General features: G+C 42.5%; 16 protein-coding genes. 13 read left to right on the top strand and 3 right to left on the bottom strand.

The window, feature by feature from the left end; all coding sequences use genetic code 11:
- Positions 1 to 125 precede the first annotated feature (125 nt).
- The 9 genes from L4C32_RS01365 (at position 126) to L4C32_RS01405 (ending at position 8,481) form a co-directional block, all read left to right on the top strand.
- Positions 126 to 794, top strand: coding sequence for a hypothetical protein (locus L4C32_RS01365; RefSeq protein ID WP_428195058.1), 669 nt, complete (start codon positions 126 to 128; stop codon positions 792 to 794).
- Positions 791 to 1,474 (top strand): ABC transporter ATP-binding protein, encoded by a 684-nt coding sequence (locus L4C32_RS01370; RefSeq protein WP_428195059.1) that lies wholly within the window; start codon positions 791 to 793, stop codon positions 1,472 to 1,474. The genes L4C32_RS01365 and L4C32_RS01370 overlap by 4 nt, the downstream gene beginning before the upstream one ends.
- Positions 1,462 to 2,706, top strand: coding sequence for an ABC transporter permease (locus L4C32_RS01375; protein WP_428195060.1), 1,245 nt, complete (start codon positions 1,462 to 1,464; stop codon positions 2,704 to 2,706). The genes L4C32_RS01370 and L4C32_RS01375 overlap by 13 nt, the downstream gene beginning before the upstream one ends.
- Positions 2,699 to 3,457, top strand: a complete 759-nt coding sequence (locus L4C32_RS01380) for an outer membrane lipoprotein-sorting protein (protein ID WP_428195061.1) — start codon at positions 2,699 to 2,701, stop codon at positions 3,455 to 3,457. The genes L4C32_RS01375 and L4C32_RS01380 overlap by 8 nt, the downstream gene beginning before the upstream one ends.
- Positions 3,458 to 3,470: 13 nt before the next feature.
- Positions 3,471 to 4,745 (top strand): hypothetical protein, encoded by a 1,275-nt coding sequence (locus L4C32_RS01385; protein WP_428195062.1) that lies wholly within the window; start codon positions 3,471 to 3,473, stop codon positions 4,743 to 4,745.
- Positions 4,745 to 5,818 carry a sensor histidine kinase gene (locus tag L4C32_RS01390; protein WP_428195063.1) on the top strand — a complete coding sequence of 358 codons (1,074 nt, stop codon included), beginning with the start codon at positions 4,745 to 4,747 and terminating at the stop codon, positions 5,816 to 5,818. Before L4C32_RS01385 ends, L4C32_RS01390 begins: the two co-directional genes overlap by 1 nt.
- The gene (locus L4C32_RS01395) at positions 5,811 to 6,641 is read left to right on the top strand and encodes a LytR/AlgR family response regulator transcription factor (protein WP_428195064.1); all 831 of its coding nucleotides are present in this window, start codon (positions 5,811 to 5,813) and stop codon (positions 6,639 to 6,641) included. Before L4C32_RS01390 ends, L4C32_RS01395 begins: the two co-directional genes overlap by 8 nt.
- Positions 6,641 to 7,870: an esterase/lipase family protein gene (locus tag L4C32_RS01400; RefSeq protein WP_428195065.1), complete on the top strand. Its 1,230-nt coding sequence runs from the start codon at positions 6,641 to 6,643 to the stop codon at positions 7,868 to 7,870. The genes L4C32_RS01395 and L4C32_RS01400 overlap by 1 nt, the downstream gene beginning before the upstream one ends.
- A 107-nt stretch (positions 7,871 to 7,977) precedes the next feature.
- Positions 7,978 to 8,481 carry a NifB/NifX family molybdenum-iron cluster-binding protein gene (locus L4C32_RS01405; RefSeq protein ID WP_428195066.1) on the top strand — a complete coding sequence of 168 codons (504 nt, stop codon included), beginning with the start codon at positions 7,978 to 7,980 and terminating at the stop codon, positions 8,479 to 8,481.
- Between the two features lie 59 nt (positions 8,482 to 8,540).
- Here L4C32_RS01405 and L4C32_RS01410 read toward each other — a convergent pair whose 3' ends face one another.
- Positions 8,541 to 8,819: a DUF134 domain-containing protein gene (locus tag L4C32_RS01410; protein WP_428195067.1), complete on the bottom strand. Its 279-nt coding sequence runs from the start codon at positions 8,817 to 8,819 to the stop codon at positions 8,541 to 8,543.
- Positions 8,820 to 8,886: 67 nt separating this feature from the next.
- Between L4C32_RS01410 and L4C32_RS01415 the strand changes: the two genes are divergently transcribed.
- Positions 8,887 to 9,300, top strand: a complete 414-nt coding sequence (locus L4C32_RS01415; RefSeq protein WP_428195068.1) for a PaaI family thioesterase — start codon at positions 8,887 to 8,889, stop codon at positions 9,298 to 9,300.
- A gap of 137 nt (positions 9,301 to 9,437) precedes the next feature.
- Here L4C32_RS01415 and L4C32_RS01420 read toward each other — a convergent pair whose 3' ends face one another.
- Both L4C32_RS01420 and L4C32_RS01425 read right to left on the bottom strand, forming a co-directional pair.
- Complete coding sequence (locus L4C32_RS01420) at positions 9,438 to 10,340, bottom strand: AraC family transcriptional regulator (protein ID WP_428195069.1); 903 nt, start codon at positions 10,338 to 10,340, stop codon at positions 9,438 to 9,440.
- 20 nt (positions 10,341 to 10,360) lie between these two features.
- A complete protein-coding gene (locus L4C32_RS01425; RefSeq protein ID WP_428195070.1) occupies positions 10,361 to 11,413 on the bottom strand; it encodes an aldo/keto reductase in 1,053 nt (350 codons plus the stop codon).
- 208 nt (positions 11,414 to 11,621) lie between these two features.
- Between L4C32_RS01425 and L4C32_RS01430 the strand changes: the two genes are divergently transcribed.
- From L4C32_RS01430 to L4C32_RS01440, 3 genes are all read left to right on the top strand, one after another.
- Positions 11,622 to 12,272 carry a trypsin-like serine protease gene (locus L4C32_RS01430; protein WP_428195071.1) on the top strand — a complete coding sequence of 217 codons (651 nt, stop codon included), beginning with the start codon at positions 11,622 to 11,624 and terminating at the stop codon, positions 12,270 to 12,272.
- Between the two features lie 84 nt (positions 12,273 to 12,356).
- Positions 12,357 to 13,346, top strand: a complete 990-nt coding sequence (locus L4C32_RS01435; RefSeq protein WP_428195072.1) for a S1 family peptidase — start codon at positions 12,357 to 12,359, stop codon at positions 13,344 to 13,346.
- Between the two features lie 56 nt (positions 13,347 to 13,402).
- Entirely contained in the window at positions 13,403 to 14,233 is an 831-nt protein-coding gene (locus tag L4C32_RS01440; protein WP_428195073.1) for a sulfurtransferase, read from the top strand.
- Positions 14,234 to 14,256 lie beyond the last annotated feature (23 nt).

A 14,256-nucleotide genomic window follows, 5' to 3' on the forward strand; every position in this document is an offset into this window, starting at 1 on the left:
ACGTTATTGCTGCATCAAATAGATGCAGCACCTACCATTCATCCACCTTATCTACCATTCGTCGCAATGCTCTGCTCAGTTGTTCTGTTGTCACTAAGATAACAACATCAACAAGGAGAACGTCGATGAAAATTTCACACACATACTTAACCCCGATATTTGTTATTTTTGTTTTAGCGGTTTTTACTGTTATTTCAACCAAGAGCTACGCCAATCCAAATCAAGCAATGATTGAACTTTACAATCAAGGAGCATCAGGAGATGCCGATGCGGTTGAACAGGTACACCAACAGTTACTGTCTGCGTTAAAAGAGGAGGGAAAAACGCCACTAACCTTAATCTATTTGGGCAGCTCTGAAACTCTGCTTGGCCGAGATGCTTGGATGCCTTGGAAGAAAATGGAGTATACCGAGCGAGGGCTAGCAAGGATGGATAAAGCGTTAACCTTGTTATTGCATACTCCTGAATTAAGCTCTGAGTTATCTAGGGTAAATGGGTTACTCGAACCTCATTTAGTGAAAGCGATGGCGGCCTCTACTTTTACCTCGGTGCCTGACCTTTTTAATCATTTTGACCGTGGCTATGAATTGTATGGCGAGCTTTTAAACGATAGTCGATTTAATGAGAATGATTTCTCAGCGACCGCATGGGTTTATTACTATGGTGTGATAGCCGCCCTTAGAGCGGAGGATATGTCGCAAGCGACGCGATGGTTACAACAGATGCAACAAAAAAACAGCGATCACCCTTTTACGATAAAAGCACAACAAGCTGTGTTGGAGGAGGCCGTATGATCCGTTTTCATTGTATCGAAAAAAGTTATTCGTTAGGTACTCAATCTGTCCCGGCTTTATCCGGCGTTTATGGTGTGATTCAACGAGCTGAAATGGTTGCATTATGTGGGCCATCTGGTTCGGGGAAAAGCACACTATTGAATATCTTTGGTCTGCTTGATACCAAATACCAGGGAGAACTCTTTTTTAATAATATGGCGATGCCAAGAGAGGCAATAGCGGCTGCAGAAATGAGGCGTAGTCAGATGGGGTTTATCTTTCAACGTTTCAATTTAATTCCGGTGATGACAGCGTTAGAGAATGTCGCATATCCACTGCAATTAAATAAGGTCTCAAAATCGGATCAGGTTGAGCGAGCTACTGAGATGTTGAGTAAAGTTGGTCTGGAAAAATTCATTCATCATCGACCTGACCATCTCTCTGGCGGTCAACAACAAAGGGTCGCGATTGCACGTGCGTTGGTGCATCGACCTGCTCTGGTTATCGCCGATGAACCTACGGCGAGTTTAGACAGTAAAACCGCGAATATCGTGATTGATTTGATGCGCGAACTTGGGCATGAGTATGGCACCACGTTTATTGTTGCCACTCATGACATTCGAATGGCGCAACGATGTGATCGTCGAATTAATCTGGTGGATGGAAAGATAGAGAGTGAGGCGTTGTCATGGGCCAGTTAAAAATGGCGTGGCTCAATTTGTTAAGGAATGGACGTCGTAGTCTGCTGTCAGTATTGATCGTTTCGATTGCGGTGTTTGCGTTAGTGTCAGCAGGCGGTTTTGGGCTCTACACATACCATTCACTCAAGGAGTCAACGGCCAGGGATATTGGTCATATTACGATCAGTCAGCCAAACTATTTTGAAGCGGACGAGGAGATGCCGCTGAGCAATGGTCTCTCTGACACGAGTAAGTTAAGCAGTCGGTTACTTCTCGATGACGATGTGAGAGCAGTTCAGCCACGAGTCTACTTCTCTGGATTAGTGTCCAATGGGAGTAAATCGAGTATTTTTGTCGGGGTGGGGGTCAATGAGCGAGAGTTTGATTTAAAAGGACCGTTCTTAGATGTTCGCTCGGGTAAAACCCTCTCTTCGGTTAATTCAACGCAATACAACCCTAGTGAACCTCAAGTGATGCTTGGCGTAGACCTAGCAAGAAACTTGAAGCTATCAGTCGGTGACTGGGTCACGTTACTTTCGACTACGACCGATGGGGCGCTCAATGCTTTTGATTTTAAAGTAAGGGGAACTTACTCGACTGGCGTACCTGAAATGGATAAGCGTCAACTCTATGTGCATATACAGCCCGCTCAAGAGTTATTAGGCAGTGACAAGGTCAGTACTTTATCAGTGTTTCTCTATCAAACTGAATTGACCCAAACGGTGATGGAGAGGATATCGGGAGTATTACCGCAATACGAAGATCTGCAAAAGATGAGTTTAACACCCTGGTCAGAGCGAGCCTTTTTTTATGAGAAGGTAAAAAATCTCTATGACCGGATTTTTAGCATCATGGGAGCGGTGATGGGGTTAGTGGTCTTTGTGGCGTTATTTAACACCATGACCATGTCAGTTACAGAGCGAACTCGTGAGATTGGTACTCTGTCAGCACTCGGTAGTTATCCGAGTGAGATCGTCACTAGTTTCATTCATGAGTCGACGCTTTTAGCGGTGATCGGCTCACTGGTAGGGGTATTATGCAGTGCAATGTTAACTCTGTTTTTGTTACTGGTTGATGTACAAATGCCGCCGCCTCCAGGAAGAACTGAGAGTTACCCACTTAATAGTATATTCTCACCAGAATTGGCATTATACGCCACCTTAGGAGTGACCGTGATCTGTGTGATTGCTGCCTATCTCTCTGCCCGAAAAGGGGTGAAAAAACCGATCATAGAGGCGTTAATCTATGTATAAATTAATCAGTCGTAGTGTCGCTTTGCTTTTCATTAGCCTGTTAGTAATCAGCCCGACTTGGGCTTCTGGGAGTGATAGTGCCACACACATGTTACTCAAAGCAGACCGATATCGTTTGCTTGAAGGGCAATCAAAAGTGGTGTCCTTGGTCGCGCTTTATCAAAATGGAGAGCTAAATAAGACGCGCAAATACAATGTGTATACTCGGCCGAATCGTGAATCCTTGGTCATTTTTAAAGCCAAAGCAGAAGCGGGACAAAAGATGCTTATGCTCGGGGATAATTATTGGTTATTGATGCCTAAAAGCAGACGACCCATCCGCATTACCCCAATGCAAAAATTGCTGGGAGAGGCGTCTATCGGGGACATTTCGACATTAACGTGGAGTGATGATTATCAAGGCAAGGTGTTACTCACTGAACCCGTCGATGATCAGCCAAGTGTTAAGTTGGAGTTAATCGCTAAAACCAAAGGGGCAAGTTATCGAAAAATTGAACTCTGGTTGCACAGTGATGATTATTTCCCACTTAAAGCCAACCTCTATTTACGATCAGGAAAAATGGCCAAACAGGCGTGGTTTCAACGCGGCGAAAGAGAAGGCAAACCCGCTGTGACTCAGATGAGGTTGAAGGACTCTATTCAACCGCAAAAGGAGACGGTGATTGATTATCTTGAGGTGATTGAACAAGGCTTAGATGATAAGTATTACAACCCCGCATTTTTATCGAGAAACTCGGTGTCAGGACTGTAGTGAGAAATACGTTATGAAATGGATTTTACGGATTTTGTTCCCTCTATTGCTGACAGCATCAGTCATGGCGAACGGCGTAATCGCGAGAGAAAGTGAATTGTCCATTGATTGGGACTATCAACTCAGCGGTGGACAACATTGGACGCAATCCAGTCCGCTATTCTCGGATTCAAGCGATGGATATCGTTTTGATACATCACTGCAAGCAGAGGCGAGATATGGCGGTTGGTTAGGGTTATTTGCCTTAACCAGTAGAGATGTTCAACATGATGGAGAGAGCAGTGATGTCGATGTGATTGTTCAAGAGCTGTTTTGGCAGCAAGAAGTTACGATGTTTGATCAAGCACTTGAACTGACACTGGGTAAAGTTCGTTTAGATTGGGCGGTTGGCCATGGTTATCGACCGTTGGATATTATTAAGCCCTATCGCCAAAATCCAATTGGTATTCAGATTGAAGAGGGGGCGGGAGTGGCTTCTCTCTCTTCGTTTGATTTATCCGGCGAGTGGACGCTATTGTTTAGTGACTCATCGTGGGTGATGCAGGAACAAACGACCTATGAGCAGACCGTTGAGCAGCAAGGTGTAGGGGTCAGGCGATATTGGCTAGATGAGAGCAGCGAATGGCAAGGGTTGCTCTACTACGACAATATGAGAAAGACCTCGTTGGGAGCCAGTGTGGTCACGGTTGTAAATGAAGCGTGGGAGCTGCATGCTTCTGTTTTGTTTCAGCAACAGTTTACTCAATATCATGTTACGGATGATCACTATACTCCCGTTACACTTCAAACTGAGGAGCATGCTGGACAGGGTCTATTAGGTTTAACGTGGGCCAATTCATCGGGTAATAGCGTGATTGTTGAGTATTGGTACGATAGCCGGGCTTGGAGTGATAGTGAGTGGGAAGCGGCCATTCATCGAGCAAGATCGTTAACACTTGAACATCAGCTTTCGGCGCAGTCACTGGCAAAATCCTATGGACAGGGGTTTAGTCACGCGAATATTGTTCAGCACAATGTGATGTTTCATTGGTCACTCGACAGCACGGCTTTTGATCAATTTCAATATACACAAGGGTTAGAACTCACGCCAACATTAGATATTTTATACTCACCGCAAGATGAGGGTGTTATCGTTACACAGTGGTTTGAGTATTTACTTTTTGATACAGGAGACTATCATCAAACGATTGAAATTGCGGGACGTTTCATATTTGGTGCTCATGATTCAGCGTACCAACAAATCGCGGACAACCGGTTGGTATTGATCAATGCAAAAGGACGCTTTTAATGGCTAGTCAGGAAAAAAATCATACAATACGCACATTGACATTAACCTCGATATTTTGCCTATTCGTTGCTTTTACAACCTATGCCGTATGGCCAGGGAAACTGTATATCCATCTATTTACCTCCTTTGGTTATGGTTGGTCGGCGGTCTTTTTTGGTCATATGATTGAGAGGTGTTTTCCTCATATTCCCAGCCCACGATCTGAAGTGCTGTCACTGTTTGTGGCTATTGCTGTGGGTAGCATTAATGCATACTACTGGATGCAAGAGAGTCACGAGCTCGCAACGCTTGGACAGATGAAACCAGTCTTTTTGCTGGCTTTTCTTTTTAGCGCAATGTGTTACTACTATTTTTATACTTCTGAGCAAAGCATGCGGATTAAAAAAGACCTTGAAACGGCAAAGCGTATTCAAGCCGAACAAGAGAAGGCCATTGTTCTGAGCCAATTAGGGCAACTTCAGAGCCAAATAGAACCACACTTTCTGTTTAATACTCTTGCAAACCTTAATGTATTAATCGATGAAGAGCCGGAGCTAGCTAAAAAGTTATTGAACCGCTTTACCGAGTTATTAAGGGCTAACCTGAGTAAACAGCGACAACAAACGGCGTCTATTTCAGATGAAATTACACTGTTAACTGCCTATTTAGATATTCAAGTCATACGATTAGGACCGCGTTTTTCGTTTAATATAGTCTGTGATGACGATGTTGATCTTCAACAAAAGATCCCACCTCTTCTGATTCAACCGCTGGTGGAAAACGCGGTATTTCATGGCATTGAGCCTAAACGAGACGGAGGCGAAGTGACCATCCATATTTCAGATTCTGAACATAATCTCTATTTTGAAGTACTTGATGATGGAGTGGGATTACAGTTAAATGGCAACCACACTGGCAGTGGTATTGGGTTGGATAATATTCGATATCGATTGGCAGCTCTGAGCGGTGAAGATAAAGCAACGCTCTCTATTGTAGAGAGGTGCAGTGGGGGAGTGATGGCGAACATCTCGCTTCCCAAGACCATGCTAATGGCGTTGGAGAGCGCTTCAATTAAGGGTGACCAAGATGAATAATGCGGCAGAAAAATTTGCCACGGCCATTATTGCTGATGATGAACCGCTATTGAGACTGCACCTTAACAAAGCGCTTGGTGATATTTGGCCAACCTTGAATATTGTCGCTTCTGTGGGAGATGGGGCTTCCGCATTGGCAGAAGTCGTGGATAAAAAACCGGATGTGCTGTTTCTAGATATTAGAATGCCGGGCTTAGATGGGGTTCAGGTCGCTCAAAAGCTAAGAGTACTAGAGCAAAAAGACTCACAGTATTCACCCATTATTATTTTTACGACGGCGTACAGTGAATATGCTGTCAAAGCATTTGAACACTATGCGTTAGATTATTTATTAAAACCGTTCAGTGATGAACGATTAGCTGCAGCTTGTCTTAGAGCGCAAGAGAAGTTAGCGGAAAGTGTGAAACATGAACACACTGAGTTGGCGAATATGTCACAGTTAATGGATCAATTGGCCAGCCTAACAACGCAGAAAACGGTTGAATCGCTAAAGTGGATTAAGGCGAGTAAAGGAGAAGAGATTCATCTTATTGCAGTGAAAGACGTGCTCTACTTTAAGGCGGAAGATAAATATGTCTCTCTCTACTGTCTTGCTGATGGTGATTCAGAGTTGCTTAATGAATATATTATTAGAACGTCATTAAAAGAGTTAAGTGAGCAACTAGAACCAGACCTTTTTTGGCTGATCCACCGATCAACCATTGTTAATGTTTCTGCGATCGATAAGGTAAAAAAAGATCTTACAGGTAATATGCACGTTATACTTAAGAATCATAAGCTTAAAGTAAGCCGTAACGCACAACGTCTGTTTAAAGGAATGTGATGAGAAAGTGTCTTCTATGTCTATCTGTTCTGTTAACCATAAATCTAGCTGGTTGCAGCAGTTTGAGAGATCTAGCGGCTGATCTAGAGTTTCTGGCTGATGAGTCTGTGGAGTACTCCCTATCAGTAACAGGGGCTTCGGGAACTGGCATGGTATTGATTGAGCATCTTAATGATGCTGATGCTTCCTGGATTAATGGCTATGATGTGATGATCGGAGGAGAAAACATCACCACATTAGCGGCGCAAAGTACGCGTGCCTTATTAATATTTGAAGACAGCAACAATGATCTCATGTTTCAAGAAAATGAAAAATTCGTTATGGTGGATTTGGATGACTTTTCACCCAATGAGGCTATTAATGTTGAGCTGAGATATCAAACCGAACATATTCCGCTACAACTGGTGAATAAGCCGCTAAAAAAGTTATTGAATATTCAATTGTTTTTGTCTGAAACGGGTAAACTTGCCTCATTAGATGATAAACGATTTTCGCGAGAATCTGCCACTATGGGAATGTGGCAACCGATTCAATTTTTCTTAGAGAAAAACACAGGACTCTACTTTTTAACACCTTACGATCCTCAAAAAATCCCCGTTATTTTCGTTCATGGTATCAATTCGACAGCATTGGATTTTAAACCTTTGATTGAACAGTTAGACGATACTAGATATCAAGCTTGGGTGCTTAATTACCCTACGTCGATCTCTTTACCTTTAGTGTCGAAAGGGCTTGCCAATATGGTCCATAAAGAGATGACGGAACATAAAGTAAAGAAAATTCATATTGTTGCTCACAGTATGGGGGGATTAGTGGTTGAGGATTATCTTAACCAATGTGCAATTGGCCTTAATTGCCAGAGTATTTTGAGCTTTACCTCTATCTCATCTCCGTTTGGAGGGGTGGCTTCAGCGAAGAGTGGTGTTGAGTATTCCCCTGTTGTCATGCCAGCATGGAGAGAGTTAAATCCAGACAGTGAGTTTATTCAAACGCTGTTTGATTTGAAACACCATAAACCGCCACATCTGCTGATGTTTGGTTACGATGGTAAAGGCCTTATTAATGCTGAAAGTAATGATGGAGTGATTGTGCTCTCTAGCCAGTTGCGTCATGAAGCCCAACAGCAAGCAACCAAAGTGATAGGTTTCAACGAAGGCCACGTGTCAATCTTGAGTAGTGACAGTATCTACCAAGAGATCGAACTATTTTGGGAGAGCACTGAGGAGTAATCGATATCACCATCGCTAAATGGAAGCTAATTTTTCACTATTAGTTATTGGCATATGCCAATAACGAGATGTATAGTGTCTTTATCAACCAGATAAAGGAGTTCACTATGTTATTTGCTATTCCCAGCTGCGAATCCACGCTTTCTAATCACTTTTCCAAGGCTCCTCAGATCATGCTTTGGGATAGCGAAACGAAGATCAAAAGAATCCTCGAACTACCAGAACCTTCGGGTTGTTGTGCTCATAAGAAGTACTGGAGCAAAGCACTACAAGACAATAAAGTAGACGCCGTTTTAGTTCGTCTCATTGGCACGAATATGCTTAGCACCTTGTTTAAGCTTAATGTCTGTGTATTGAGCGTACCACGAGGATTCGATTTAGAAAATGTTGATGTGAGCCAGCTGACTCCCGTTACTCAAATTGAGTTTGCTCGTCCTTCAGCTAAGAAAAATAAAACTTGCTATTCAGGGCATGATTCCGATCTTTCATCCCCCATTGACATACTGTTATCATCTAATCACGAGGCGACTTCAAACAAGAAAGCACCCGTTAACAAACTCTCACCAAGTACGATGAATCACCTTACTAAGATTTTCAAATTGAACACTTAATCTGAGCGGAAATAATGACGTACTTGATCTCCTTTATGATGTTTTTAATCGTTGTAGCCTTAATGGCGATTAAACATCAACGCATGTCCATGAACTAAGCTTTGAGCGACCTTCGCTCGTGCACGTTTAACAATATTACCAAAAGTTTGCCTAGATACTCCCATACGAGTTGCTGCTTCTAATTGGCTGAGAGATTCTAGATCAGCCAGACGTAAAGCTTCGAGTTCTTCGGCTAACAGCTCAATTTTATTAAGCTTGGAAAGTGGCACTCCGTTGGGTTTAAAACATTCGTATGGCGCATTACCGCATATATTTCGTTCTATTTTTGGTCTCGCCACTTTCTTTCTACCTTATTAATATTATTCGGCCTAGGCCCAATGACTTTCTCTAACCCAGCGGTATTGTATGTCTATCCAAACACCCAAAAACCACCAAGAGTGCGCAGTTTGCTGCCAGCCTTTTTTTAATCACCACACTGCAATTCACTTTACTTTATTGCCAAGTGGAGGAGTGCAAGGTGAAATTGTATCAACAGAAAAAGTACAAGGCTACCAAGGTGTCATGCAAGGAGGCACAATTACGACTTTGCATGATACGGCCATGACGCATTGCCTATTTTCTCGCGATGTTTGTGCAATGACGGCGCAACTTGATGTTCGCTTTATCAAGCCCATCCCCCTTAATACGTTAATTCAGGTTCAGGCGCATTGCGTAAAAAACAAACGTAGGGTGTATTTACTGCAAAGCAGCATTTATGTTGATGGTCAGTGTTATTCAAGGGCTGACGCGAAATTCATACAACAGATCAACGATGCTTGAAATAGGAGTCGTTCGCTTACTTTCGTAAGGCCATCACTTGACTTGATGGGACAGACACTTTCCTTTCTTTCCTTTTACTTCTTCTTTACTTTTACTCGGTAAAACACTGTGATAGCAGGTATCACAGTGTTTAATCGTTAGACTTTTATTGCGGTGTAGAAACTGACATCGCTGACATCGGTTTGTTGATCATAACTATGGTATAGCTCAAAGCAGGGGCGGTCATCCGTTTCTAGACCCGATTCAATAATTCCAGTTAGCAACTCTTCCCAAAACTCACCATATTGTGCCTTATCAGTGACGGTTCTTCGGATTGAAGCGTAGCCGCCAGCGGGCAATGTCTGTAATTCAATCCCATTCGTTACCTCGGTATTACTAGGAACAGAGATACAGATGTCCGTTCTACACTTTTCCAGAGGTGTGATGTCTGGGTTATCATGATAGATAAAAATAGACTCACCTCCCGCTAAATTTTTTGCGCCTGCCCATTGATAGATTTTTTCAATATTTGGCTGGTAGTTCTCCCCATATGGGCCTGTAACTCGTACGTAGGCTAATGTACGAGCTTCAAATTGTTCGGTTTTCATTGGCTCTCTCCTTTGTTGATGAGCCAAATCAGTGTAGGTATTTGTTGGGGGATTTTCGTGTCCCTGTTTGCTTAACGTGTGTCCAATCTTGCTGTTTTTTAACAGTGTCGAGAGTTGGTCGAATGAAGAGCAACGCTTTATATCCGTAGGTGTTAACCCAAAGTAGTTCTTAAACGCTTTTGCTAAACTTTGTGAGCTGGAAAACCCGTGATCAAGCGCGACCTCCGTGACACTCTGCTGGGTATTAAACAACGTTTGAGCGGCGTTGGTCAGTTTTAGCCGACGAATATAATCGGCTAAGGTCTCATTGGTGACGATCTTGAAGATACGATGAAAATGAAAGGCAGACAGACAAGCAATATCTGCCACTTCATGTAGATTCAACGGTTGATTGAAGTTCTTCTCTAAATATCGAATGACGGGTACGAGTTTTTTGTGATAATCGGTTTGCACTGGACGTCCTTGTTCAATGGTTAGTAAGGCATTGGATAACGTTTAAATATGTCGCTTATCTCATCCAATAACGCCGTTGGAAGTGGCATGGAGAACGCACTGATGTCCTCTTTTAACTGAGGCATGCTGGTGGCGCCAATAATGGTCGACGTTACACCATCAACTTGATTACACCAAGCGAGTGCCAGTTGCGATGGAGTGAAAGAAGACTGCTTAGCCAGTTTCACGTAGTCAGCGATGGCTGCTTGAGATTGTTCTGTATCCCGGTATATGCCATTTCGCTGCATGAACGTCCAGCGGCTGCCTGCTGGGCGTGCTTGATTTAGATATTTTCCAGACAGAGCTCCACCAGCTAAAGGAGACCAAGGGAGGTAGGCAATATCTTCATGTACACAGTTCTCAATTAAATAAGGCCAATCTTTCGCGTGTAATAAACTGAACTCATTTTGAATTGACACCATTCTCGGTAAATCATGCTTTTCACTGAGTTTTAGGTAAGTATTAATGCCCCAGGTAGTATCGTCAGAGAGACCACAATAACGAATTTTTCCAGCTTTAACGCAGTGCTGTAATCCTTGTAGGATGTCTAACATTTGTGCGGTTTGTTCAGCACTATTCACATTACTAAATGAAATTTGGTTAGGCCACTGCTTGCCAAAATGAGGGCCAACTCTATTTGGCCAGTGAAGCTGATAAAGGTCGATATAATCAGTTTTCAACCGTTTTAGTGACGCATCCACCGAATTGATCACTTCGGTACCGGTGATGATGCCACCCTCTCTAACCCACGGTATGCCTGGGCCTGAAATTTTGCTGGCTAAAATGATCTCTTGACGACGAGCAGGGTTGTTCTCAATCCAGTTACCAATGATGGTTTCGGTTTTTCCATAGGTGTCTGCTGAAGGGGGAACTGCGTACATTTCAGCCGTATCAATGAAGTTTATCCCTTGGCTTAGTGCATAATCAATCTGCTGGTTAGCCTCTTGTTGATTGTTTTGTAACCCCCAAGTCATACTACCTAAACAGACTCTTGATACGTCGATACCACTGCTTCCTAGTTTACTGAATTTCATTTTACTTCCTTGAGGTGATTAACAAGTCTATTGAAATGTAGCAATGAAATGATAAAAACAAAATAGAAATCAATATGAAACCGTTGAAGCGTTATCAAAGGGGTAGTCAACAATACAAAAAAACGTGGTATTACGATTGTGATCTTACCCTTGCTGAACAATACTTAATACAACGCTATTGAGTTGGTTTCCAGCAAGGTCGTGTGTTATGAAAAATGGTAATACTGCGCTGTTACTTGCTTGTGCTCTAGGTATGCTTAGCACAGTAGTAGAAGCGCAAGAGATTGAGATCACGTCATATATCGTCAATGGCACGCCAGTTTCTGTCAATAACTATCAATATATGGCACGTTTGCTTTATGAATCTAATAATAGTCTATATGCGCTATGTGGCGCGTCTCTAATCAATAACCGGTATGTGTTGACTGCAGCGCATTGTGTTGATGAAAGTGCCTATAAAGATGATCTCTATATCGGCATTGATGGTGATAGAGATCAAGACTTTGTACTAAGCCCTCGCTACCCAGTTAAATATATTTACTATCCAGACAACTACGACGGTATTGTTGCTAACGGTCTCCATCACGATGTTGCCGTTTTGGAGTTAGAGTATGATATTCCAAGTATAGGCAGTGAACACTATGTTGACCCTGGTACGATTACCCAAGCCGTGTTTACTGAAGTAGCGGACTATAATGGCTGGATTCAAAGTGTATTAAACGGCAATGAAACTCCAAAGTTTTCAAATTATTCGGGCATCACCGGTTCAAGTAGTGGCAGCGGAATAGGCGTTGGTTTCTTAATCCCACTACTGTTGATCTGTGTGATCCGAGGAAAAGGCTTACTTTCAATCAATTGATTGTCTGTATGTCTTGAATATGCAATTCATTTCATCCTGAAGGTTTCTATACTCAATGAAACCCTCAACTGATTTGAAGAGTAAATGCTTAATCGACTAATAATGGCCATTCTTCTCTCTCTTTTCCCTTTCCTGTCTGTTTCAAACTCGGTGAAAATAACCCCCTATATTGTTAACGGAACGGCTACGACAAACAGTAGTTATCCATTTATGGCCCGAATTATCTCGACTAAGCTCTATCAATCAGAAGGTAAATTAATTTTCATCTGTGGGGCAACAATTATAGGTAATCGGCATCTGCTTACAGCTGCACACTGTGTTGACAATGCTGATGAGTATAGACACCTAGTTATCGGTGTTGGCGGGAGCAGCGATAGTGATTACTTCAGTTTGCAACGTACTGCGGTTGAGTATGTCTACTACCCTGACAGTTATGATGGCCGCATCGAAAACGGATTGAACGATGATATAGCTGTATTAAAGGTGCGAAAACCCTTACCCAATGTTAATACGACGCTTTCAGTGTTGGCAACAAAGAGTGATGAAATAGTCTATAGAGACCTGAATTCTGTATCCACTAATGCACCTCTCTATACCATGCTAGGTTATGGGAATACCCATAGTGGGCAAAACAGCAACGATAACTTACAACACGTTGAAGTCAAATATGTCCCCCACCAAGAGTGCAAAAGCTATTGGATTACTCTCAACTCTCAACAGATTTGCACCGTTGGCGAGTTTAATCAGAACAACCAATTAAAAGGTGGAGGGTGTCAAGGAGACTCTGGAGGCCCCTTATTATGGAAAAATCCCAATACATTGGCTCTCAAACAGATTGGAGTTCTAAGCTATCTCTCAAATTTGTGTGGAGACCCAGATGTTATCGCCCAATCTATCTTTACTGAGGTGAGTGATTATCGTAATTGGATAACTCAAGTGATCAATGGGAAGGTACAGCCCAAACCTCAACAGGTAACTACGAGACAGAGCGCGAGCGGTGGTATGAGCGCATTTTGGTTACTTTTGTTGATTAATCTACTATCGTTAAAAGTCATTAAGAGATTGTCCGACTGAGAAATGGGATTTTGAAGAGGTCAATTGATAATAATAAAAATAGAAAAGGAGAAAGAATGAATCATCCGTTAGTGAATTCAAAGTGGCTGAGTCAAAACCTTGAAAAAGTGACCTTGCTGCATGTCACTATGGTTAACCCTGTTAATGGAAAGGCGGGGGAATTAAGTGACGTGTATATACCAACGAGCCTATCTTTTGATTTTGAAAAGAAAATATGTGACTTATCCAGTCCACTTCCTCATACCATGCCAAGCAGTCAACAGTTTACCCAAAATGTGCAAGCGTTAGGAATAAATAGTGAATCTACTGTGGTGGTTTACGATGATGTTGGTATTTTTTCAGCACCAAGAGTGTGGTGGATGCTCAAAAGCATGGGTCATCAGCATGTCTATGTGCTTGATGGAGGCTTACCTGCGTGGATTGATCAAGGATTTGAAGTGACAAGTCAGTTGCGCCAACCCAACGGTGGTGGTGATTTTGTTGCTGCGCCGATACCAGAATCTCTGTTCAATGCCCAACAAGTTGTAGGTTCTATTGATATTGCGGAACACCAAATTATTGATGCCAGATCAAGCGCTAGGTTTCATGGCATGGTAGCGGAGCCAAGAGAAGGGTTACGCTCTGGTCATATTCCTAATTCGATTAACTTGCCATTTACCAAGTTAATCAAAGAGGGGCACTTTATTGATTATGAAGAGTTAAATAATGTGTTTACTCAACATGGGATCGATAAAAACAAAAGAATCATAACCAGCTGTGGCTCTGGTGTCACGGCCACTATTATATTATTAGCTGCAGATATTCTAGGGTTTAATTTCCTTAGTTTATATGATGGCTCTTGGAGTGAGTGGGGAGCAAATAAAGCGCTACCAATCACTAATTGTTAATTTAATCAATATAGATGAACTGG

The organism is Aliivibrio kagoshimensis (assembly GCF_050337105.1).
Classification (GTDB): domain Bacteria; phylum Pseudomonadota; class Gammaproteobacteria; order Enterobacterales; family Vibrionaceae; genus Aliivibrio_A; species Aliivibrio_A kagoshimensis.

Excerpts from the sequence above, each read along its gene's own strand:
- L4C32_RS01400 (WP_428195065.1), top strand. The coding sequence starts at position 6,641 with ATGAGAAAGTGTCTTCTATGTCTATCTGTTCTGTTAACCATAAATCTA.
- L4C32_RS01370 (WP_428195059.1), top strand. The coding sequence starts at position 791 with ATGATCCGTTTTCATTGTATCGAAAAAAGTTATTCGTTAGGTACTCAA.
- L4C32_RS01440 (WP_428195073.1), top strand. The coding sequence starts at position 13,403 with ATGAATCATCCGTTAGTGAATTCAAAGTGGCTGAGTCAAAACCTTGAA.
- L4C32_RS01415 (WP_428195068.1), top strand. The coding sequence starts at position 8,887 with ATGTCTATCCAAACACCCAAAAACCACCAAGAGTGCGCAGTTTGCTGC.
- L4C32_RS01390 (WP_428195063.1), top strand. The coding sequence starts at position 4,745 with ATGGCTAGTCAGGAAAAAAATCATACAATACGCACATTGACATTAACC.
- L4C32_RS01385 (WP_428195062.1), top strand. The coding sequence starts at position 3,471 with ATGAAATGGATTTTACGGATTTTGTTCCCTCTATTGCTGACAGCATCA.
- L4C32_RS01430 (WP_428195071.1), top strand. The coding sequence starts at position 11,622 with ATGAAAAATGGTAATACTGCGCTGTTACTTGCTTGTGCTCTAGGTATG.
- L4C32_RS01365 (WP_428195058.1), top strand. The coding sequence starts at position 126 with ATGAAAATTTCACACACATACTTAACCCCGATATTTGTTATTTTTGTT.
- L4C32_RS01380 (WP_428195061.1), top strand. The coding sequence starts at position 2,699 with ATGTATAAATTAATCAGTCGTAGTGTCGCTTTGCTTTTCATTAGCCTG.
- L4C32_RS01375 (WP_428195060.1), top strand. The coding sequence starts at position 1,462 with ATGGGCCAGTTAAAAATGGCGTGGCTCAATTTGTTAAGGAATGGACGT.
- L4C32_RS01425 (WP_428195070.1), bottom strand. The coding sequence starts at position 11,413 with ATGAAATTCAGTAAACTAGGAAGCAGTGGTATCGACGTATCAAGAGTC.
- L4C32_RS01395 (WP_428195064.1), top strand. The coding sequence starts at position 5,811 with ATGAATAATGCGGCAGAAAAATTTGCCACGGCCATTATTGCTGATGAT.
- L4C32_RS01435 (WP_428195072.1), top strand. The coding sequence starts at position 12,357 with ATGCTTAATCGACTAATAATGGCCATTCTTCTCTCTCTTTTCCCTTTC.
- L4C32_RS01405 (WP_428195066.1), top strand. The coding sequence starts at position 7,978 with ATGTTATTTGCTATTCCCAGCTGCGAATCCACGCTTTCTAATCACTTT.